Annotated in this window: 21 protein-coding genes; 11 read left to right on the forward strand and 10 right to left on the reverse strand. The window is 73.0% G+C overall.

Annotation, left to right across the window (positions count from 1 at the left end; genetic code table 11):
- The first annotated feature begins 134 nt into the window (after positions 1–134).
- Genes FLW16_RS30560 through FLW16_RS30600 form a run of 9 tightly spaced genes read left to right on the forward strand, consistent with a single transcriptional unit; the run spans position 135 to position 10,133 of the window.
- A complete protein-coding gene (locus FLW16_RS30560) occupies positions 135–1,301 on the forward strand; it encodes an efflux RND transporter periplasmic adaptor subunit (protein WP_142563592.1) in 1,167 nt (388 codons plus the stop codon).
- A complete protein-coding gene (locus tag FLW16_RS30565) occupies positions 1,298–2,068 on the forward strand; it encodes an ABC transporter ATP-binding protein (protein ID WP_142563593.1) in 771 nt (256 codons plus the stop codon). Before FLW16_RS30560 ends, FLW16_RS30565 begins: the two co-directional genes overlap by 4 nt.
- Positions 2,065–3,351 carry an ABC transporter permease gene (locus FLW16_RS30570; protein ID WP_142563594.1) on the forward strand — a complete coding sequence of 429 codons (1,287 nt, stop codon included), beginning with the start codon at positions 2,065–2,067 and terminating at the stop codon, positions 3,349–3,351. The genes FLW16_RS30565 and FLW16_RS30570 overlap by 4 nt, the downstream gene beginning before the upstream one ends.
- Positions 3,352–3,379: 28 nt before the next feature.
- The gene (locus FLW16_RS43990) at positions 3,380–4,003 is read left to right on the forward strand and encodes a hypothetical protein (protein ID WP_185949658.1); all 624 of its coding nucleotides are present in this window, start codon (positions 3,380–3,382) and stop codon (positions 4,001–4,003) included.
- A complete protein-coding gene (locus FLW16_RS30580; RefSeq protein WP_221891365.1) occupies positions 4,003–4,689 on the forward strand; it encodes a response regulator transcription factor in 687 nt (228 codons plus the stop codon). Before FLW16_RS43990 ends, FLW16_RS30580 begins: the two co-directional genes overlap by 1 nt.
- A complete protein-coding gene (locus FLW16_RS30585) occupies positions 4,673–6,250 on the forward strand; it encodes a cell wall metabolism sensor histidine kinase WalK (RefSeq protein WP_260615738.1) in 1,578 nt (525 codons plus the stop codon). Before FLW16_RS30580 ends, FLW16_RS30585 begins: the two co-directional genes overlap by 17 nt.
- Before the next feature lie 5 nt (positions 6,251–6,255).
- Positions 6,256–6,774: a hypothetical protein gene (locus tag FLW16_RS30590; protein WP_142563597.1), complete on the forward strand. Its 519-nt coding sequence runs from the start codon at positions 6,256–6,258 to the stop codon at positions 6,772–6,774.
- 48 nt (positions 6,775–6,822) lie between these two features.
- Positions 6,823–8,550, forward strand: a complete 1,728-nt coding sequence (locus FLW16_RS30595; protein ID WP_142563598.1) for an ABC transporter — start codon at positions 6,823–6,825, stop codon at positions 8,548–8,550.
- Positions 8,547–10,133, forward strand: coding sequence for a YfjP family GTPase (locus FLW16_RS30600; RefSeq protein WP_142563599.1), 1,587 nt, complete (start codon positions 8,547–8,549; stop codon positions 10,131–10,133). Before FLW16_RS30595 ends, FLW16_RS30600 begins: the two co-directional genes overlap by 4 nt.
- A 16-nt stretch (positions 10,134–10,149) precedes the next feature.
- On the opposite strand, the gene FLW16_RS30605 is transcribed toward FLW16_RS30600, so the two are convergent.
- Positions 10,150–10,551, reverse strand: coding sequence for a Dabb family protein (locus tag FLW16_RS30605; protein WP_079319519.1), 402 nt, complete (start codon positions 10,549–10,551; stop codon positions 10,150–10,152).
- A 104-nt stretch (positions 10,552–10,655) separates the two neighbouring features.
- Between FLW16_RS30605 and FLW16_RS30610 the strand changes: the two genes are divergently transcribed.
- Complete coding sequence (locus tag FLW16_RS30610; RefSeq protein ID WP_142563668.1) at positions 10,656–11,309, forward strand: TetR/AcrR family transcriptional regulator; 654 nt, start codon at positions 10,656–10,658, stop codon at positions 11,307–11,309.
- A gap of 103 nt (positions 11,310–11,412) precedes the next feature.
- Here FLW16_RS30610 and FLW16_RS30615 read toward each other — a convergent pair whose 3' ends face one another.
- From FLW16_RS30615 to FLW16_RS30645, 7 genes are all read right to left on the reverse strand, one after another.
- On the reverse strand, positions 11,413–12,507 hold the full coding sequence (locus FLW16_RS30615; RefSeq protein ID WP_142563600.1) for an SPFH domain-containing protein: 1,095 nt from the start codon (positions 12,505–12,507) through the stop codon (positions 11,413–11,415).
- A 3-nt stretch (positions 12,508–12,510) separates the two neighbouring features.
- Entirely contained in the window at positions 12,511–12,942 is a 432-nt protein-coding gene (locus FLW16_RS30620) for an NfeD family protein (RefSeq protein WP_142563601.1), read from the reverse strand.
- 104 nt (positions 12,943–13,046) lie between these two features.
- On the reverse strand, positions 13,047–13,472 hold the full coding sequence (locus FLW16_RS30625) for a VOC family protein (protein ID WP_142563602.1): 426 nt from the start codon (positions 13,470–13,472) through the stop codon (positions 13,047–13,049).
- A gap of 46 nt (positions 13,473–13,518) precedes the next feature.
- Positions 13,519–14,700, reverse strand: coding sequence for an Ig-like domain-containing protein (locus FLW16_RS30630; protein ID WP_142563603.1), 1,182 nt, complete (start codon positions 14,698–14,700; stop codon positions 13,519–13,521).
- A gap of 38 nt (positions 14,701–14,738) precedes the next feature.
- Positions 14,739–15,830: a fumarylacetoacetase gene (gene fahA / locus FLW16_RS30635; RefSeq protein WP_142563669.1), complete on the reverse strand. Its 1,092-nt coding sequence runs from the start codon at positions 15,828–15,830 to the stop codon at positions 14,739–14,741.
- Positions 15,827–16,993, reverse strand: a complete 1,167-nt coding sequence (locus FLW16_RS30640) for a homogentisate 1,2-dioxygenase (RefSeq protein ID WP_142563604.1) — start codon at positions 16,991–16,993, stop codon at positions 15,827–15,829. The genes fahA and FLW16_RS30640 overlap by 4 nt, the downstream gene beginning before the upstream one ends.
- A gap of 144 nt (positions 16,994–17,137) precedes the next feature.
- Complete coding sequence (locus FLW16_RS30645) at positions 17,138–17,791, reverse strand: helix-turn-helix domain-containing protein (protein ID WP_259405771.1); 654 nt, start codon at positions 17,789–17,791, stop codon at positions 17,138–17,140.
- Positions 17,792–17,890: 99 nt separating this feature from the next.
- Here FLW16_RS30645 and FLW16_RS30650 point away from each other — a divergent pair, with 99 nt between their 5' ends.
- Positions 17,891–19,015, forward strand: coding sequence for an FAD-binding oxidoreductase (locus FLW16_RS30650; protein ID WP_185949659.1), 1,125 nt, complete (start codon positions 17,891–17,893; stop codon positions 19,013–19,015).
- A 17-nt stretch (positions 19,016–19,032) separates the two neighbouring features.
- Here FLW16_RS30650 and FLW16_RS30655 read toward each other — a convergent pair whose 3' ends face one another.
- Positions 19,033–20,187 carry a CdaR family transcriptional regulator gene (locus FLW16_RS30655; protein ID WP_260615739.1) on the reverse strand — a complete coding sequence of 385 codons (1,155 nt, stop codon included), beginning with the start codon at positions 20,185–20,187 and terminating at the stop codon, positions 19,033–19,035.
- 48 nt (positions 20,188–20,235) lie between these two features.
- Positions 20,236–20,478 carry an EF-hand domain-containing protein gene (locus FLW16_RS30660; RefSeq protein WP_312847167.1) on the reverse strand — a complete coding sequence of 81 codons (243 nt, stop codon included), beginning with the start codon at positions 20,476–20,478 and terminating at the stop codon, positions 20,236–20,238.
- Between the last annotated feature and the right edge of the window lie 8 nt (positions 20,479–20,486).

Here is a 20,486-nt window from a genome sequence, read left to right on the forward strand (position 1 = left end):
TGCTGACGCCACGTGACCGGTGGCTTGGCCGTACCTGAGAGTTGTCTGTGGATGCGCGTTCTGATGCGGACTGTCAGCAAACCCTCAGCCTCGGCCTAGGTTGCCCGAAGCGGGGTTTGCCATGGTTCGACGTCGTGAAGCTGTCGACGAAGCGCAGGACACTGATCATCAACGGTGTCCTGGTGGTACTGCTGCTCGGCGGGATCGCGGCGGCCTGGGCGTCCGTGGGAGGCGACTCCTCAGGAAACGGCGCCGCGCCGCTGACGACCCGGGTGACCCGCGGGACCGTGCTCGCCTCGGTATCGGCCTCCGGTTCCGTCGAGAGCGCCAGGACGCGCGCCCTCGATTTCGCTGCGAACGGCACCGTCGAGTCCGTCCTGGTCGAGAGCGGCGACAAGGTCAAGAAGGGACAGGTGCTCGCGCGCATCGACGACACGGCCGCCAGGGAGAGCCTGGAGGCGGCCCAGGCGAGCCTGGACGCCGCCGAGGAGGCCGACACCTCGACCGCCTCGGGCTACTCGCAGTACATCAGCGCGAGGAACGCCTACCGCTCGGCCAAGCGGGCGCTGGCGGGCACGGTGATCAAGGCGCCCTTCGCCGGGGTCGTCACGGCGGTCAACGGAGCCGTGGGCGGCTCCTCGGGCGCGTCCGGCGGATCCGGCGGGTCCTCCCAGGGCGGCCAGGCGCAGTCGCAGAGCGGGTCCGCGGGGTCGAGCGGCACCGGCGGGTCCAGCGGCTTCATCGAGATCGCGGACCCCGTCCACCTGCGGATCGTGGGGAACTTCACCGAGGCCGACGTCAGCAGGATCAAGGTCGGCCAGGCGGCGACCGTGTCCTTCGACGCCCTCACCGGGGTCACCGCCGCCGGCAAGGTGACGGTGGTCGACCCGCAGCCGCAGACGAACAACAACGTCGTCCAGTACGCCGTGACGATCTCGCTGACCGACGTGCCGTCCACCGTACGGCTCGGCCAGACGGCCACGGTCCAGGTGGCCGTGGGCAAGGCCGACGACGTGCTCACGGTGGCGTCCTCGGCAATCACCACGGCGGGCGGCCAGACCACGGTGACGGTGCTGGAGAACGGCAAGCAGGTCGTGAAGCGGGTGGAGGTCGGCCTGAAGGGCGACACCACCACCGAGATCAAGTCAGGACTCCAGGAGGGCGACCAGGTGGTGCGGCCCCAGGCATCGACGACCGGCGGAGGCGGCGGCATCCAGTTCCCCGGCGGCGGAGGCGGGTTCGGCCGCGGCCGCGGCTTCGGCGGCGGTGGCGGTGGCGGTGGCGGCGGAGGCAACCGATGAGGGCCGGCCCGCCACCGGTGCTCGACCCCCCTGTGCTCTGCCCTCCTGTGCTCGATCTGAGCCACGTCACCAAGGTGTACGGCGAGGGCGAGACCGCGGTGCGCGCGCTGCGCGGCGTGTCGCTGAGGGTGGAGCGCGGCGACTACGTGGCGATCATGGGCGCCTCCGGCTCCGGCAAGTCCACGCTGATGAACATCATCGGCTGCCTCGACGTGCCGTCCGGGGGGACCTACCACCTCGACGGCACCGACGTCGGCGGGCTCGACGAACGGCGGCTCGCGGTCGTCCGCAACCGCAAGCTCGGCTTCGTCTTCCAGTCCTTCAACCTCATCCCCAGGATGAGCGCGCTCGCCAACGTCGAGCTTCCCCTGGCGTACGGCGGGGTCAAGGCCGCGGAGCGGCGCCGCAGGGCGCTGGCCGCGCTCGACCGGGTCGGGCTCGCCGACCGTGTCCACCACCAGCCCAACGAGCTGTCCGGCGGCCAGCAGCAGCGGGTGGCGGTGGCCCGCGCGCTCGTCACCGCGCCGACCCTGCTGCTGGCCGACGAGCCCACGGGCGCTCTCGACAGCAAGTCCAGCGAGGACGTCATGAACATCTTCGACCGGCTCAGCGCCAGCGGCAGGACCTTGGTGATCATCACGCACGAGGAGGAGGTCGCCGCGCACGCCAAACGGGTCGTCCGCCTCATGGACGGCCGGATCGTGGAGGACGCGCGCTCCACGCCGGTCGGCGGGCTCCCCCCGCGGTTCGCGGAGGTGGCCTCGTGAACGCCGCGGAGGTCCTGCGTTTCGCCCTGCGCGGCCTGGCCGCCAACAAGATGCGCAGCGCGCTCACCATGCTCGGCATCCTGATCGGCGTCGCCGCGGTGATCCTGCTGGTCGCGATCGGCGAGGGATCCTCCCAGCAGATCCAGCAGAACATCCAGCGGCTCGGCGCCAACTCGCTGACCGTCACGCCGTCCACCTCGGGCGGCGGGGGCGGCCCGGGCGGCGGGTTCGCCCGCGGCGCCGGCGGCGGGGGAGGCGGCGGCCAGGCCGGGCGGCAGAACAGCGGCCCCCGCACCCAGGCCAAGAACCTCACCGTCGACGACGCGCGGGCGCTGGCCGACCCGGCGAACGCCCCCTCGGTCAAGAGCGTCTCGCCGGTCGTGACGGCCCAGTCCCAGACCGCGACGTACGAAGGAGCGAGCCACTCGATCAGCCAGCTCGTGGGCACCTACCCGAGCTACTTCGAGGCGTCCAACAAGCCGGTGGTCAAGGGCTCCTACTTCTACAACGACGACGTGCTCGCGGCGCGCAAGGTGGTGGTGATCGGTCAGACGGTGGCCGAGAACCTGTTCGGCACGGTCGATCCCCTCGGCAAGCAGATCACCGTGTCGGGCGTGCCGTTCACCGTCGTGGGAGTGCTCAAGGAGGCCGGCTCGTCCGGGTTCCAGGACGCCGACGACGTGGCCGTCGCCCCGCTGCCCGCCGTGCAGCAGAGCCTGACCGGATTCGGGCCGCTGGGGCAGATCCTCGTCCAGGCCAAGAGCGCCGAGGCGGTGGACGCCGCGCAGACCGAGGTCACCGAGGTGCTCGACCAGCGGCACGGCATCACCGACTCGGCGAGCGCCGACTACCGCATCCTCAACCAGGCGACCCTGCAGGAGACGGTCAGCGCGGCGACCGGGACGTTCACGGTCCTGCTCGGCGCGGTGGCCGCGATCAGCCTGCTCGTCGGCGGCATCGGCATCACGAACATCATGCTCGTCACGGTCACCGAGCGGACCAGGGAGATCGGCATCCGCAAGGCGATCGGCGCGCCCAAGGGCGCGATCCTCGGCCAGTTCCTCGCCGAGGCGACGATGCTCAGCCTCGTCGGCGGTCTGCTGGGCGTGCTGATCGCCGTGATCGGCGCACAGTTCACGATCGCGGGCGTGCAGCCGGTGATCGTCCCCACGTCGATCGCGCTGGCGCTCGGCGTCTCGGTCGCGATCGGCCTGTTCTTCGGCAGCTACCCCGCCAACCGCGCCGCCGGGCTGCGGCCGATCGAAGCCCTGCGCTTCGAGTGATGGCCGGACCCATGGAAGGGAGACGAATGTGAGCAGGCACGACACCGAGGAGCTTCTGGAGACCTCGCCGTTCGACGACGATCTCCAGGAGGTGCTGGCGGCGCGTCCCGCCCGGGTGGGCGGGTCGAAGCTGACGCTCGCCCTGGCCGGAGGCGTCCTGCTCGTGGCCGGGCTGCTCCTCGGCATCCAGGTGCAGAAGCTCCTGGGCGGCTCGGAGCCGGGCCGGTTCCCGTCCCGCGCGGCCGGTGCCGGTGCGTACGCCGGCGCCGGTCAGGCCCCCGGCGGCGGAGGACCGGGCGGTGGACTCGGCGGCGGGTACGCCCGGGGCGCGGGCGGGGGCGGCGGCTTCGCGGGCGGCGGCGCGGGGCGCGCGGGCGGAGGAGCAGGCGCAGGGGCAGGGCCCGGCGGCATGACCTTCGGCACGGTCAAGCTGGTCGACGGCGACAAGATCTACGTCCAGACCGTGAACGGCGGCGTGGTCACGGTGACGACCTCGGGCGACACCAAGGTGCGGGTCACCCGGTCGGGGAAGGTCTCCGACCTCAAGCCGGGCAGCTTCGTCACCGTCGCGGGGGCCGCCGACGCCCAGGGTCAGGTGGCGGCGACGTCCGTCACCGAGGGCTCGGCCATGGGCCGGAGGGCGGGATCGTGATCAGGGAAGGCCGTCTGCTGGTCGTCGACGACGAGCCCGACATCAGGGAGTTGCTGTCGGCGAGCCTTCGGTACGCCGGGTTCGAGGTGATCACCGCGTCCTCCGGCCGTGAGGCGGTCCAGATCGCCGCCAAGGTGCGCCCCGATCTGATCGTGCTCGACGTCATGCTGCCGGATCTGGACGGCTTCGCCGTCTCCGACCGGCTCCACGCCTCCGGGCGGCGGGTCCCTGTGCTGTTCCTCACCGCCAGGGACGCGAACGAGGACAAGATCACCGGACTCGGCTCCGGCGACGACTACGTCACCAAGCCGTTCAGCCTGGAGGAGGTGCTCGCGCGCATCCGGGCCGTGCTGCGGCGCACGCGCGGCGGCGACGCCGTCCCCGCCCGGCTGCAGGTCGCCGATCTTGAGCTCGACGAGGACTCCCGCCAGGTCTGGCGGGACGGCGTCCCCGTACGGCTGTCGCCCACCGAGTTCAAGCTGCTGCACTACTTCATGGTCAACCAGGGCCGGGTGGTGTCGAAGGCGCAGATCCTCGACCACGTCTGGCACTACGACTTCGGCGGCGACCACAACGTGGTCGAGTCGTACGTCTCCTATCTCCGGCGCAAGATCGACACCACCGGGCCGAAGCTGATCCACACGCTCCGCGGCGTGGGCTATGTCCTCCGTGCGCCGCGTCAGTGACCTGCTCCACGCCGGCGGGCCGGGCCGCGACGCCGGTGCGAAGGCCGGTGGGTCCACCCGCGCCCGCCGGTGGCGCCCGTTGTCGCGCGCGGTCGGTGCGCTGCGCCTGCTGAGCATCCGCGAGCTGCGGCGGCGGGCCGCGAGGACTCCGCTCTGGCTGCGGCTCGTGGCGGGGACGCTGCTGCTCGTGACGCTCGCGATCGCGCTGACCGGCGGCTTCGCCGTACAGCTTCTGCGTGGCTACCTGGTGGACCGGGTCGACGGGCAACTGACGGCCGTCGGCCGGCGCCCGGCGGAACCGCCGCCTCCGTTCCAGGCCACGGGCAACGCGTCCCGGCCGCCGCGGCAGTTCGGCTCGTTCTACATCGTCCTGCTCGACCGGAACGGCGCCGTCGTCCGCACCGTCCAGGAGCCGCCGAACGCCGATCCGCTGCCCGCGCTGCCCAGACCCCGGCAGGACCGCAGGCAGTGGCTGTTCACGGTCGAGGACCCCTCGGGAGCGCTGTGGCGGGCGATCGCCGTACGCGAGGAGGACGGCACCCGCTTCCGCGTCGCGGCCATCAGCCTGGCCGACATCGACGGCACGGTGTCCCGGCTGGCGGTGATCGTCCTGGGGGTCGGCCTCGCGGTGCTCGTCGCGCTCGGGATCGCCTGCTACTGGCTCGTACGGCGCAGCCTGCGCCCGCTGGGGGAGATCGAACGTACGGCGGAGGCGATCGCGGCCGGAGACCTGTCGCGGCGCGTCCCGCTCCGGCACCGTCGCACGGAGATGGGCCGTCTCGGCCGGTCCATCAACGGCATGCTCACGCAGATCGAGACGGCGTTCCGGGAACGGGAGGCGTCGCAGGAGCGGATGCGCCGGTTCATGGCCGACGCCTCCCACGAGCTGCGCACCCCGCTCACCTCGATCCGCGGCTTCGCCGAGCTGTACCGGCAGCAGAGTTCGCAGGACCCCGTCGTGCTGCTGCGCCGCATCGAGGACCAGGCCGTACGGATGGGCCTGCTGGTGGACGACCTGCTGCTGCTCGCCCGGCTGGACCAGCAGCGCCCGCTCGAACGCCGCCCGGTCGACGTGCTCAGCCTCGCCGCCGGGGCGGTGCTCGACGCGCAGACCCTCGCGCCGGACCGGGAGATCGACCTGCTGCGGCTGGACGACTCGGACGAGCCGGTGCGGGTGCTCGGCGACGAGGCGCGGCTGCGCCAGGTCGTCGGCAACCTCGTCAGCAACGCCCTGCGGCACACCCCCGCGGGCACCGCGTTCCGCGTCGGCGTGGGGATCGTGTCCGGATCGCAGGCCCTGATCGAGGTGGCCGACGACGGGCCCGGCCTGGCCTCCGGCGACGCCGAACGCGTCTTCGAGAGGTTCTACCGCGCCGATCCCTCGCGCAGCCGGTCGGACTCCGGCGGCACGGGGCTCGGGCTGTCCATCGCCGCCGCTCTGGTCCAGGCCCACGGCGGCACCATAACGGCCGACAGCGAGCCCGGCCGCGGCGCGGTGTTCCGCGTCCGCCTCCCCGTATGCCCTCCTCGACGAGAGGCCACCGACGAAAGGCTAGGGTGATCCCCTTGCGATACCTGTCCATCGCGGTCGCCGCGGCGGCCCTGGCGGTCATGGTGACCGGCTGCGGCGGCGGTGACGACACCCCTGCCACGACCACCACGCAGGCCGCCGCAGGCGGCGGTTCGAGCGCCGACCCCCGGGCCGCGTTCACCGAGTGCCTGCGCAAGAACGGCGTCACGCTGCCGACCGGGCGTCCGTCCGGAATGGCCGGCGGCAGGCCCACGGGCAGACCGACCGCCAGACCGAGCGGAGGCTTCGGCGGGTTCCGGTCGATGGACCCCGCCATGAGCAAGGCGTTCGAGGCGTGCCGCTCGCTGATGCCGCAAGGCGGCCGGGGCGGGTTCGGCGGCCGGCGCGGCGCCGATCCGCAGGCCATGCAGGCGTTCCGCACCTGCATGAAGGACAACGGCGCCGAGTTGCCCGCGGACGGGCGCGTGCGCGCTCTGGCCACGACGGACCCCAAGGTGGCCAAGGCGTACGACAAGTGCAAGGTGCTGCTGCCCGCGCCCACTCCTTCCGCCTGAGGGCCGGAGCGCCTGATTCGGCGGCCTTCCTCAGGGAAGGTCGTGAGTATGGCGGGGAACGACAGGCTGCGGGCCGCGCTGGAGAGCCTGCGGCGTCACCTCGAACAGGACCTGTTCCCCCTGGAGATCGGGGACGCCGCGGCCGACCGGCGCGTTCTCGGGGAGCTGCGCGGGCAGCTCGACGACTACCTGCTGCCCCGCCTGTCGGCCATCGACGCGCCGCTGCTCGCCGTGGTCGGCGGTTCCACCGGGGCGGGCAAGTCCACCCTGGTCAACTCGCTGGCCGGCATGCTCGTGACCGAGCCGGGGGTGCTGCGGCCCACCACGCTCGCGCCGACCCTGGTGTGCAACCCCGCCGACGCCGCCTGGTTCACCTCCACGACGGTCCTGCCCGGGCTGGCGAGGGTGACGGGCGGAGCGGCCGGCGGGGGACGCGGCGAGCCCGGCACCCTGCGGATCGCCCCCGTGGACGCCCTGCCCCCCGGGCTGGCGCTGCTCGACGCCCCCGACATCGACTCGGTCGTCACGGCCAACCGCGAGCTGGCCGCGCAGCTGCTCGCCGCGGCCGACCTGTGGCTGTTCGTCACGACCGCCGCGCGGTACGCCGACGAGGTGCCGTGGAGCTTCCTGCGCCTGGCCCGGGAGCGGAGCACGGCGCTCGCGGTGATCCTCCAGCGGGTCCCGGCCGAGGCCCGCGAGCCCGTGGCCGCCGACCTGACCCGGCTCCTGCGGGAGAACGGCCTGGACGGCACACCGCTGTTCGCCGTCCCCGAACTGGAACTGCCGTCGGAGCGCGCCCGGCTGCCCGGCCACGTCGTGCAGCCGATCGCCACCTGGCTCGCCGACCTGTCCGTGAACGCCAAGGCGCGGGCCGAGGTCGTACGGCGGACCCTGTCCGGCGCCCTGGACAGCCTCGGCACCCGGGTGCCCGACCTGGCCGACCGGGTGGAGCGCCAGCGGGCGGGGATCGCCGAGCTGCGCGACATCGCGGGCAGGGCGTACGACGTGGCGATGTCGGCGTTCGACGAGGGCATGCGCGACGGCAGGCTGCTGCGCGGCGAGGTGCTGGCCCGCTGGCAGGACTTCGTCGGCACCGGCGACCTCATGCGGGCCCTGGAGTCCCGCGTCGGCTGGCTGCGCGACCGCCTCGTCGCCGTCTTCCGGGGCCGCCCCGCGCCCGACAGGGAGCTGCGGGTCGCGCTGGAGAGCGGGGTGGAGTCGCTGATCCGCGCTACCGCCGACGCCGCCGCGGAGCGGGCCGTGGAGGCGTGGCTGGCCCTGCCCGCCGGGCGCGACCTGCTGGAGAGGTCCGGCGTCGCCGTCTCCGGGCGGCTCGGCCGCGCGTCCGCCGATCTGCCCTCCCGGGCCGGCGTGGCCGTACGCGACTGGCAGGGGCACGTGCTCGACCTCGTCCGTTCCGAGGGCGCCGACCGGCGCACGCTCGCCCGGGCGGCGTCGTTCGGCGTGAACAGCCTCGGCGTGCTGATCATGCTGGCGGTGTTCTCCACGACCGGCGGGATCACCGGAATCGAGCTGGGCATCGCCGGCGGCACCGGCGTGCTCAGTCAGAAGCTGCTCGAAGCCGTCTTCGGCGACCAGGCCGTACGCACGCTGACCCAGGAGGCGCGCGAGGACCTGCGGCGGCGCGTCCGCGCGCTGCTCGACGAGGAACGCACCCGCTTCACCTCGCTGGTGGAGGGGCTGGGCCCGGCTCCGGAGACGGCGGCCCGGCTGCGGGAGGCCGCCAAGGCCGTACAGGAGAGGGGCGTCCTTTGAAGCTCCCGCGCAGGAAGGCGGAGGTGTCGCTGGACGACCGCCTGGAGGCGCTCGCGGAGGCCGCCGACCTGGCGGAGGGCCGGCTCGGCCAGGAGGCCGTGGACCACGCCCGCGCCGTGGTCGCCCGGGCCGGCGCACGGCGCGGCCTGTCGGTGGAGCACACCGCGGTCGCCCTCGCCGGGGCGACGGGGAGCGGCAAGTCGTCGCTGTTCAACGCCCTGTCAGGGACCGAGCTGGCGACAGTGGGGGTGACCCGGCCGACGACCGCCAAGGCGCAGGCGGCCCTGTGGGGCCCGGACGGCTCGGGACCGCTGCTCGACTGGCTCGACGTCCCGTTGCGGCACACGGTCGAGGGCGACGCGACGGGACTGATCCTGCTGGACCTGCCCGACCACGACTCCATCGAGCTGTCCCACCGCAGGGAGGTCGACCGTCTGGTCGCCGCGGTCGACCTGCTGGTCTGGGTGCTCGACCCGCAGAAGTACGCCGACGCGGCCGTGCACGAGCGCTACCTGGGCCCGCTCGCCCGGCACCGGGACGTCATGGTCGTCGTGCTCAACCAGGTGGACCGGCTGCCGGAGCGGTCCGTCAAGCGCTGTCTCGACGACCTGCGCGGCCTGCTGGCGGCCGACGGGCTCGAAGGGGTGCCGGTGCTCGGGGTCTCCGCACGCACCGGCGAGGGCGTTCCCGAACTGCGGGCGCTGCTCGACCGTCAGGTCTCCCTCCGCCGCGCCTGGTCGTCCCGGCTCGCCGCCGACGTGGCCTCGGCCGCCTCCGAGCTCTGGGCGGACACCCCGCCCGCGCCGGGACAGGTCGCGGCGCCGGAGGCCGCCGTGACCAGGGCGCTGACGCGGGCGCTGGCTCAGGCGGCCGGGGTGCCCGCCGCGGTCGAGGCGGTCGCGAAGTCGCACCGGCACCGCTCGATCGCCGCGACGGGCTGGCCGGTGACGCGCTGGCTGCGCAGGCTGCGGCCCGATCCGCTGCGCCGTCTCCACCTGGCCAAGGGCGCCCGTTCCTCGCTGCCCGCGGCCACCGCCGTGGAGGTCTCGGCCGTGGACACCGCCCTGCGCGACGTCGGCGCCGCCGCCTCGGCCTCGGTGCCCGAGCCGTGGGCGACGGCCGTACGGCACGCGGCGCGGTCGCGGTCGGAGGAGTTGACGGACGCCCTGGACCGCACGGTCGCCGCGGCGATCTCGGGCCGCGTCTCCAGCGCCCCTCGGTGGTGGCGCGTGGCGGGGACGGCGCAGTGGCTGACCGTCGCCGCGATGGCCGGGGGCGCGATCTGGCTGCTCGTGCGCTTCGCGCTGGACTACCTCATGCTGCCCGGGCTTCCCACCCCCACGGTCGGCCGGGCGCCGTGGCCGACCGTGCTCCTGCTGGGCGGCGCGCTGGCCGGGGTGCTGATCGCCGCGCTGTGCCGGGTGTTCGCCTGGGCCGGAGGCAGGCGCAGGGCCCGCAGAGCCGCCAAGGCGTTGCGCGCCGGCATCGAACAGGTCGCCGGAGAGCTGATCGTCGCCCCTACACGCGATGAACTGTCGCGTTACACCCGTTTCGCCGATCGCGTGGCCCTTGCCGCGTCCTGAGCGCCGGGGGCCGCCGCTAACCGGAGACCCGGCCGTTGGGGATGGCGTCGAGGAGCCGGCCCCACTCGGGATAGGTCGCCACCTTCTTCAGGTGCATGGCGGTGATCTTCTCGTGCAGGCCGGGATCCGGGTCGTCCGACAGGCGCACCGCCGAGAGCCGGTCGAGGCGGGGCAGGATGTGCGGGTCGCCTTCCAGATGCACCGGGTCGTACATGTACCGCTCCAGCGCCGCGAGGTCCTCGACGGCGGCGAGGTAGGCGTGGGTGTAGCCGTCGGAGGGATCCCCCAGGTCCTGGCCGACGCTGGAGAACGCCACCGACTCGACGGACGCCGTGCGCCTCATCGCCGCCAGCACCTCCTCCTTCTCCTCGTCGGTGGTCCCGTCTCTGAAGCTGAACCGCAGGATGTTGACGATCACGAGTTTCCCTTCCAGATTGAACTTGCCGGTTTACTCTATTGATCTGAAAGGTTTTGAACAAGCAGGTTCACTTAAGTGGTCCCGCTGGTACAGTGCGGGTCGTGATGGCGGAGCTGACGACGGCGGGACGCCCCTACTCCCGGGGACGCATCGACAAGCGGCGGGCGATCCTGGAGGCCGCTTTCGCCGTCTTCGCCGAGCAGGGCTACGCGCAGGCGTCCGTGCAGGAGATCGCCGAAGCGGCGGGGGTCGCCAAGCTGACCGTCTACAACCACTTCGGCGACAAGGAGAGCCTGTTCCGGCAGGCGATGGAGGTCGCGGCCGACGCCGTGTCGGCGGAGAACCTGGCCGTGGTGGACAGGCTGCGGGATCCCGGTGACGATCTGCGGGCCGTCTTCGAGGACGTGGCGTACATCCTGCTCCAGGTGTGCTGCGGTGAGCGCTCGCACGCGCTGCGACGGCTGACCTACGGCCAGATCGCCCGAATCCCCGACATCGTCGAGATCGTGCAGGGGCGGACGGGGCGCCGGCTCGCCGAGGCCCTGGCGGATCGGCTGGCCCGGCTCTCCCTGTCCGGACGCCTACGTCCCTGCGATCCGGCGCTCGCGGCCGAGCAGTTCCTGGCGCTGCTCACCGGCCCGATGGAGGTGCGGACGGCGCTCGGCACCCGCACCGCCTCCCCCGAGGAGGCCCGCGGAGTGGCCGATGCCGCCGTCGACACCTTCCTGCGGGCGTACGGACCGGCGGCAGGCGCCTGACAGGGAACCGAGCTGCTGTGGTCCTCCCCTCCGCGGACCCCGCTCCGCGCGTCCCCGGTGGTCCCGAGGTGCGCGCCGCTTACCCGGCCATGGTCTGAGTGCGCTACGGGCGCTCGTCCGGGCGCACGGCGTGGGCCGGGTCGGGGTTGGGGACGCCGTCCGCGCCGAGGCCGGGGCGGCGGGCCTCGATCTGGCGCGGTCCGAGCTCGCTGTCCTCGGCCGCCGCCTTGGCCTCGGCGGCGGCGCGCTCGGCCTCCGCGACGGCCTCGCTGCCCGCAGTGCTCCGCTCGTGCTCCCTGCCGTCCGTCACGGTGGCCCGGCTGGCGGGCAGCGACTCGGTGAACGCCTTGGACAACGTGCCGAGCGCCGAGGTGACCTCGCTCGGGATCACCCACATCGTGTTGCCCTGACCCTGGGCGAGCTGGGGCAGCACCTGGAGGTACTGGTAGGCGAGCAGCTTGGGGTCGGGGTCGTTGCGGTGCACGGCCTGGAACACCTCGTCGATCGCCTGCGACTGACCCTGGGCCTTGAGGATCTGGGAGGTCCGCTCGCCCTCGGCGCGCAGGATCGCGCTCTGCTTCTCACCTTCGGCCGTGAGGATCTGCGACTGCCGCTGGCCCTCGGCCGTGAGGATCGCCGCCCGCTTGTCCCGCTCGGCGCGCATCTGCTTCTCCATGGCGTCCTTGATGGTCTTCGGCGGGTCGATCGCCTTGATCTCGACCCGGTTGACCCGGATGCCCCACTTGCCGGTGGCCTCGTCCAGCACGCCGCGCAGCTGGCTGTTGATCATGTCACGAGAGGTGAGCGTCTTCTCCAGGTCCATGCCGCCGACCACGTTGCGCAGCGTCGTCACGGTGAGCTGCTCGACGCCCTGGATGAAGTTGGCGATCTCGTACTCCGCCGCCCGGGGATCGGTGACCTGGAAATACAGCACCGTGTCGATGTCCACGACGAGGTTGTCCTCGGTGATGACCGGCTGCGGCTTGAACGACACCACCTGCTCGCGCAGGTCCAGCAGCGGGCGGACCCGGTCGATGAAGGGGATGACGAAGTTCAGTCCGGGGCCCAGTGTGCGGTAGTACCTGCCCAGGCGCTCGACGTTGCCGGCTCTGGCCTGGGGCACGATCCGGACCGCCCGCAGCACCGTCAGGATCACGACGAACGCGATGACGATTCCGGCGACCACTGCTGCGTCCATTGCTCACTCCCGGGGATAGACGAGGGCGGTGGCGCCCTCGATCTCTATGACGTCGACCGTGGCCCCCGGCGGGATCACGAGCGTCTCGTCGTAGGCACGAGCCGACCACTCCTCGCCGCCGATCCGCACCCGGCCGTCCCTGCCGGTGACCTCCTTGGTCACGTAGGCGGACTTGCCGACGAGCGCGGACACCCCGAAGCGCTTCGGCGGCGGCTGCCTGATGTGCCGGAGCGCGATCGGGCGCACCCCGGCGAGGCCGGCGGCGGAGGCGATGACGAACACGGCGAGCTGGATCGCGGGCGGCAGCCCGACGACCGCGACCACGGTCGTGAGCAGGGCCGCGACCGACAGCAGCCCCAAGGCCGCGGTCAGCGTGAAGATCTCCGCGACACCCAGCACCGCCGCCAGGATGAGCCATACGATCCAGGAGTCCATTGCCGCCTCCATAGCAATGAACGAACACCGCTCGGGTCGGGTTCCTCCTCCTCAAACCTAACGCGTACGGTCCCGGTCTCCCAGAGAGCCGACTCCTTACCGGGTTACGCTGCGGTGACGCGGAACTCGTTGCCCTCCGGGTCGGCCATCAGGATGTGGTCGTCGAACGCCTCCAGGATCGTGCCGCCGGCCCGGACCAGCCGGGCGGCCTCCGCCCTGATCCGCTCCCACCGGTCGGCGGCCGTGCCGTCTCCCGGCACGCGGACGTCGATGTGGAGCCGGTTTTCCGTCGTCTTCCGCTCGGGGACCCGGAAGATGGAGAGCCGGGGGCCGACCCCCTCGGGGTCGCAGAGGCAGGCGCCGTCGTCCTCGGCGCCGCCGGCCGGCAGGTCGAACCGCGCGGGCGACTCCTCACCGGTCGCGTACCGGGCTGCCGGGATCTCGTCGACGTAGCCGAGCGCCGTCTTCCAGAACTCGGCGAGGAGGCGCGCGTTCTCGCAGTAAAGGGCCAAATCGATTGCTACTGCCATGACTCGACCGTAATGCAGGACGCTGACTTGGACGCGGCGACCTCTGTCAAGAGACGGCGGAAGGGGTCTGTGCGCCGTCGTGCCGGAGGGCGCTGCCGGCCAGCCATCGGGGCCAGGAGAGCTGCCAGTAGCCCCAGCCGTTGTTCCACTCAAGGTGGCGCGTGGTGCCGGTGACGATGACGGGATCGCCGCGCAGCGCGTGCTCGTAGAACCACCGCGCCTGGTCGGGACCGACGTTCACGCAGCCGTGGCTGACGTTGACCCGGCCCTGCGCCCACACGTTGTCGAGCGCGTGGACGTACTCGCCGCTGTTGGAGATCCGTACGGCGTAGTCGATGAGCTTGTCGTAGTAGCCGGGGTCGCCCTTGTGGCGGCCCGGCGAGACCATGCGGACGGGGCTGCCCTTGTCCATCGTCAGGTGGATCCCGCTCGTGGTCGTGTACTCCCTGGTGGTCGCCATGCCGGCGCTGATCGGCATGTGCCGGACCACCCTGCCGTCCTGCCGCACCACCATCTGGTGGGTGCGGGCGTCGACCGAGCTGACCATGGCCCGCCCCACGGTGAAGGCCACGCTCCGGTCGGCGGCGCCGTACGTGCCGGGGGCGACGCGGACGCCGGCGAGATGGGCGGTGACGCGCACCTCGCCGCCGGCCGGCCACCACTTCCGCGGCCGGTAGACGACCTGGGTGGGGCTCGCCCAGTGCCAGGCGCCCTCGGCCGGGCCCCGGACCTCCAGTGCGCGCTCGACCGCCGCACGTTCCTCGACCGGTCTGGTGAACGTCACGATGATCGGCATGCCGATCCCGACGGTCTCCCCGTCGGACGGGACGACCGAGGCGACGGCGAGCTCATGGCGCGGGGTGAGCGTGCGGAACCGCCCCGCGACCTGGGTGGTGACGTTCTGGGGCCCGGTCGCGACGGCGTTGACGACATACTGCGTGCCGGGGCGCAGCGTCCACGACGACCGCCAGACGGTGCGGGCCGGGTCGAAGCCGCCGGGCACCGGCTCGCGCCCCGCGAACGCCAGCACGCTGGTCAGCCTGCCGCCCTCCGCCCTGACGACCAGCCCCGACTCCGGCGCGACCGCGACCGCGCCGGAGGCCGGGGTGATCGTGATGCGCGGCGCGGACGGCACGCGTACGGCGCAGCCCGCGGCAAGCGCGGGACAGGCCACGAGCAGCACCGCGAGCAGGGCGCGGGCGGCGGGAGGCGGGGTGCGTGGCTTCACGGGCACCCAAGATAGCGATGGGTGACGACAGGAACACGCTAAGTCGCAGGAAGGATCTTCCCCGAGACCTCGCCGAGGCTGATCCCGTGCGAGGTCCACGCGGTGATCGTGACGGTGTCGCCGTCCTCCAGGAAGGTCCGGGTCTCGTTCGGTAGTTTGACCGGCTCCGCGCCGTTCCAGGTCAGCTCGATGAGCGAGCCCGGCTGTCCGATCGAAGACACCGTCCCGCTCGCGAACAGGTCGCCGGTGCGGAGGCGGGCGCCGTTCACGGTCATGTGGGCGAGCATCTGGTCGGGCGTCCAGTACATGTCGCGGAACGACGGCGTCGAGACCGTCTCGCCGTTGAGACCGACGCGCAGCGTGAGGTCGAGCCCCCAGGGCGCCTGCCTGGCGAGGTACGGCAGGGGCTCGGGCTCCTGCGACCGGCCCTCGACCCTGGCCCCCTCCAGGGCGTCGAGCGGTGTGATCCACGCGGACATCGAGGTGGCGAACGACTTGCCCAGGAACGGACCGAGCGGGACGTACTCCCACGCCTGGATGTCGCGGGCGCTCCAGTCGTTGACGAGCGCCACCCCGAAGACGTGGTCCTCGAACGCGCCGGCGCGCTCGCCGAGCCGCGTCGGCACCCCGACGACGAACCCGACCTCCGCCTCGATGTCGAGCTTCTGGGAGGGGCCGAACGACGGCCGCTGCCCGCACGGCCGCCTGATCGGCGTCCCCGAGACGACGACGGTGCCGGCTCGCCCGTGGTAGCCGACGGGCAGGTGCCGCCAGTTCTGCTTCAGCGGCTCGTCGTCCGGCCGGAACATCCGCCCGAGGTTCGACGCGTGCTCCAGCGAGGCGTAGAAGTCCACGTAGTCGGCCACCTCGACCGGCAGGTGCAGGGTCACCTCCGCCAGCGGGACCATGTGGTCGCCCGTGGCCGCCGCCTCGCGTGCCCGCGCCCGCGACTCCTGCCAGGCCGCACGGCCCAGGGCCAGCAGCGGGTTGAGGCTGGGCGCCGCGTAGACGTCCCCGCCGAGGGCGGCCGCCAGGTCGAGGACCTGGTCCCCGACCCGGACGCCGACCCTGCGGGGCTCGCCGGGCCGGGAGAACACCCCGTACGGCAGGTTGTCGAGCCCGAAGCTCATCTCGCCCACGTCCACGCGTAGTCGGTGTCCTCGCAGGCGAGGGCGGCCTGGCCGAGGTCGAGCGGGCGGAAGGTGTCGATCATGACGGCCATCTCGGTCGTCTCGGTGTGCCCCTGGCGCACGGCCTCGACGGCGGCCTCCACCGCGCCCGGCTGCGGGCCGTGCGTGAAGCCGGCCGGGTGCAGCGAGATCGAGCCGACGTCGATGCCCGACCCCTTCCTGGCCGTGTAGTCGCCGCCCACGTAGAACATGAACTCGTCGGAGTCCACGTTGTGGTGGTTGTACGGGATCGGCACGGCCTCCGGGTGGAAGTCCAGCGGCCGGGGACAGAACGAGCAGACGACGAAGCCCGGGCCCTCGAAGGTCTGGTGGACCGGCGGCGGCGCGTGGGTGCGCTTCACGATCGGCTCGAAGTCCTGGATGTTGAACGCGTACGGGTAGAGGCAGCCGTCCCAGCCCACCACGTCGAAGGGATGGTGGGCGTAGGTCAGCCTGGTCAGCCCGCCCCGCGTCCTGACCAGGACCGGGACCTCCTCGCCGTCCACGAGCAGCGGCTCGGCCGGCGCGCGCAGGTCGCGCTCGCAGTACGGCGCGTGCTCAAGGAACTGGCCGAACTGGGACAGGTAGCGCTTCGGCGGCCTGATGTGCCCGGCCGCCTCGATCACCAGCGCGGTCACCGGGCCCTCGGGCACCCACCGGTGGATCGTCCCGGTCGGGATCACCACGTAGTCGCCCTCGGCCACGTCGAGCGCGCCGTACGCCGACTCGAACCGGGCCCGGCCGCGCGCGATGTAGACGCACTCGTCGCCCATCGAGTCGCGGTACAGCTCGCTGGGCGTCTGCGCCGCGGCGTACGAGATGCGGACGTCGGAGTTGCCCGCGAGCAGCATCCGCCCGGAGACGAGGTCGCCGTCGGGAGTCAGGTCCTGGGTGCGGAAATGGCGGGGGGACAGCGGCAGGTTGGGCGTGAGGCCGGACGCTCCCGCGTCCACGGCCTCGGCCTTGACGATGGCGGTCGGCGCGTGACGGTGGTAGAGCAGCGAGGAGTCGGAGGAGAAGCCCTCCTCTCCCATGAGCTCCTCCTTGTACAGCCCGCCGTCGGGCGCGCGGAACTGCACGTGGCGCTTGCGCGGCACATCCCCGACAACGCGGTAGTACGGCATGACGCCTCCTCTGCGTGTCCTTCGGATTGCTTGTCCGTTAATCGGACGGCAGTGTCCTATATATGTACGACGATTCGTCATGCCGCCGGGAATGTCAAGCGGTCGGCCACGAGCTCCGAGCCCCGGCCGCCGGAATGGCGACCGTCAGCGCGGGGGCTCGGACAGGGCGGACGTGAGGCGGCAGGCGGCCTCCAGGACCAGCGGGCCCACCTTGTCCCCGTCGAGGTCGGCGAAGCTGACCACGCCGACGGACGCCTCCAGCCACGGCAGGCCCGGAATCGGCGCGGCGATGCCCTGCGCGCCCTCCTGGAGGTGTCCGCTGCTCGTGTGCAGCGGCGGCTCGGTGCGGCCCTCGCGCAGCGCGAGCAGCGCCAGCCCGGCCGCGCCGCGCGTCAGCGGATGGCGCGAGCCCTCCCGGTAGGCGACGTGGAAGTCGGTCCACGACGGCTCGACCACCGCGACGGCCAGGCCCTCGTCGCCCTCGGCCACGGTCAGGTGCGCGGTGGCTCCGGCCTGCTCCGCGAGCGCGCGCAGCGCCGGCAGCGCCGCCGCCCGCAGCAGGGGGTGCACGGCCTGGGCCAGCACGAGCACCCCGAAGCCCAGATGCACGCGGCCGTGCGCGTCCCGCCGGGCGAAGCCCTCGGCCTGCAGGGTCGTCAGGAGCCGGTAGACGATCGGCCGGCTCAGGCCCAGCTCCTGGGCGAGCTCGGTCGGCGTGCGGCCCCTGTTCGCGTCGGCGAGCAGTCGCAACAGCCGTAAGCCCCGTTCGAGCGTCTGCGCCGATTCGGCCGCCATCATGCCATCGATTATCGCCGCACCGGTGCGCCTGTAGGCGAAACCCGCATCCGACGTAGCCTACGTCGGATGCAGGTTCGGTCCGCGATCAAGGAGCGATGGATGAAGTCGGCGATCGTCGTGGGGGCGGGGATCTGGGGGGCGTCGCTGGCGTTGCGGCTGGCCGACGAGGGCTGGCGGGTGACGCTCGTCGAGCAGTACGCGCCGGGTCACGTGCGTCAGGCCAGCGCCGGGGAGACCCGCCTGCTGCGCTGCGCGCACGGCTCCGACGACTGGTATCCCCGGCTGGCCTGGCAGGCCCGCGACGCCTGGCGCCGGCTGGAACAGCGGACCGGCGAGGAGCTGTACGTCGAGTCGGGGCTGATGTGGTTCGCCCGCGACCCGGACGGCTGGGAGACGCGCAGCGCCCGGGTGCTCGAGCGGCTGGACATCCCCTGCGAGCTGCTCGACCCGGCCGAGGCGGCGCGGCGGTTCCCCGGCCTGCGGGGCGACGACCTCGCCTTCGTGCTGTGGGAGCCGAACGCCGGAGTGCTGCGGGCCCGGCGGGCGACGCAGGTGACCGCGCGCCTGGCCGGCGTGGCCGGTGTCCGGCAGGTCCGCGCCCGGGCCGTGCCGTACGGACGGGGGGCCGGGGTCGTGGCGGACGGCGAGGTGCTGACGGCGGACCGGGTGGTGTGGGCGTGCGGCGCGTGGCTGCCGCGGCTGTTCCCGCACGAGGCGGGACACGTCGAGGTGACGCGGCAGGACACCTTCCACTTCGGGGTGCCCAGGGACTGGACCACGCCGCCGCTGCCCGCGTTCTGCGACTACGACCTGTCGGCGTACGGGCACGGCGACCTGGACGGCATGGGGATGAAGGTCACCGGCGACGCCGAGGGCGAGCCGTACGACCCGGAGAGCGGCGGCAGGCGGGTGCTGCGGCACACCGAGGAGCAGGCGCGCGCCTACCTGGCCAGGCGGTTCCCTTCGCTGGTGGGCGCGCCGGTGGTGTTCAGCCAGGTCTGCCAGTACGCGCTCACCAGGGACGCCGAGTGGATCATCGCCGAGGTCGAGGACGGCGTCTGGCTGCTCGGCGGTGAGTCCGGGCACGGCTTCAAGCACGCCCCGGCCCTGGCCGGATACGTGGCCGGGATCCTCGACGGCGCGCGGGAGCCGGAGGCGCGGTTCGGCCTGCACGAGCGACCGGCGGCCCGGGGCCTGCGCACCAGCGGCGGCACCCTCCCGTAGGGGAGGGCGGACCCGGCCTAGCCGGGCGGGTCCTGGCGGGCCTGGCGGGCGCGCAGGACGATCTCCAGCTCGAACCGGACGTCGGGGTCGGCGAGCGCGTCGCCGTACAGCTGCTCGATCTGGCGCAGCCGATACCGCACGGTCTGCGGGTGGACGTGGAGCGCCGCGGCGACCTCGGCGACGCCCCGGCCGTGACGCAGCCAGGCGAGCAGGGTCTCGGCCAGGCGGTCCTGCTGGCTCTGGCGCAGATGGGCGAGGGGCGCGAGGCGCACCTCCGCCAGGGCGGCCACCAGGTCCTCGTCCTTGAAGACGACCAGCGTGGCCATGTGGTCGGCGCAGCGCAGCAGTCCCCGCCGGGGCAGGACGCCGCGGGTGCCGAGGTCGAGGGCCTCCCTGGCCCAGCCGAGAGAGTTCGCGGCGGCGGCGAGCGGCACGGCGGGGCCGATCGCGGCCCGCCAGCCGCGCAGGGCGTTCTCCAGCGCCTGCACCCGCCCGAGACCGCCGGGATCCGGCACCACGAGACACGGGACGTTGCGGTCGAGCCCGGTCAGCACGTCCGGCGGCAGCACCGGCAGGGGAGAACCGCCGTCGCGTTCCTCCAGGGCCACCCCGGCGACCGTGCGGGGGAGCCGCCAGCCGGCCGCCCTGGCCAGGTCGGCGACGGCCTCCGGCGAGGCCGCGGGGCGGGTGAGAAGCAGGTCGAGCAGCCGCCGGCGGCGGCGCTCCATCTCGCCTGCCGCGTGCGCCCGCGCCTCGGCGAAGCCCTGCGCGGCCGCGTCGGCGAGCTGGTCGAGGTAGACGAAGATGGCCTCGCCCAGGTCGTACAGCGTCCGCGGGTCGAGGCCGAGCTGCTCGGACTGCTCGGTGAGCCGCCGCCACGCCACCCGCGCGCCCAGCCGCATCGCGGTCTGGAAGGGCTCGAGGTCGCGCCCCTCGGCGGCCTCGCCCCTGCCGATCGTCCGGAAGACCTCGGGGTCCCACGGCGCCCGCGGGTTCTCGATGCGTTCCAGGAACCCCTGCAGCGCCTGGTTGACCGACAGCCGCAGGACCTTGATGTAGACCTCGTCCTCCGGGCGGGCGTATTCGGGCACCCGCCGCTGGATCTCCGCGATCACCCGGTCCGCGACGTCGCCCATGCGGGGACGCAGCAGCCTCGCGACGCTCGCCGGCACCGCGCCCCAGAACTCGTCGTCGCCTTTCAGCGCGCGCTCAACGCCCGCTCAGCGCTGTTCCGCGCTGCTCAGCCAGGCGCCGAACTCCTCCAGATCGATCAGGCCGTCGCGGTCGGCGTCGACCCTGTCGATCGCGCCCTGCGCCCCCTGCAGTGTGAGCGGCCGGCCGAGCACCTCCATCAGGCGTACGAGCTCCTCGGCGGAGATCCGCCCATCCCCGTCGGTGTCGATAAGTTGAAAAGTCGCCGCATATTCGCTCATGCCGTCCTCCTCCGGGATCGCGATCAGCACCCTAGCTG

The sequence above is a fragment of the Microbispora sp. KK1-11 genome (assembly GCF_006874435.1).
Classification (GTDB): Bacteria; Actinomycetota; Actinomycetes; order Streptosporangiales; family Streptosporangiaceae; genus Microbispora; species Microbispora catharanthi.

Excerpts from the sequence above, each read along its gene's own strand:
- FLW16_RS30640 (WP_142563604.1), bottom strand. The coding sequence starts at position 16,993 with ATGCCGTACTACCGCGTTGTCGGGGATGTGCCGCGCAAGCGCCACGTG.
- FLW16_RS30595 (WP_142563598.1), top strand. The coding sequence starts at position 6,823 with ATGGCGGGGAACGACAGGCTGCGGGCCGCGCTGGAGAGCCTGCGGCGT.
- FLW16_RS30615 (WP_142563600.1), bottom strand. The coding sequence starts at position 12,507 with ATGGACGCAGCAGTGGTCGCCGGAATCGTCATCGCGTTCGTCGTGATC.
- FLW16_RS30625 (WP_142563602.1), bottom strand. The coding sequence starts at position 13,472 with ATGGCAGTAGCAATCGATTTGGCCCTTTACTGCGAGAACGCGCGCCTC.
- fahA (WP_142563669.1), bottom strand. The coding sequence starts at position 15,830 with ATGAGCTTCGGGCTCGACAACCTGCCGTACGGGGTGTTCTCCCGGCCC.
- FLW16_RS30650 (WP_185949659.1), top strand. The coding sequence starts at position 17,891 with ATGAAGTCGGCGATCGTCGTGGGGGCGGGGATCTGGGGGGCGTCGCTG.
- FLW16_RS30565 (WP_142563593.1), top strand. The coding sequence starts at position 1,298 with ATGAGGGCCGGCCCGCCACCGGTGCTCGACCCCCCTGTGCTCTGCCCT.
- FLW16_RS30610 (WP_142563668.1), top strand. The coding sequence starts at position 10,656 with ATGGCGGAGCTGACGACGGCGGGACGCCCCTACTCCCGGGGACGCATC.
- FLW16_RS30645 (WP_259405771.1), bottom strand. The coding sequence starts at position 17,791 with ATGATGGCGGCCGAATCGGCGCAGACGCTCGAACGGGGCTTACGGCTG.
- FLW16_RS30620 (WP_142563601.1), bottom strand. The coding sequence starts at position 12,942 with ATGGACTCCTGGATCGTATGGCTCATCCTGGCGGCGGTGCTGGGTGTC.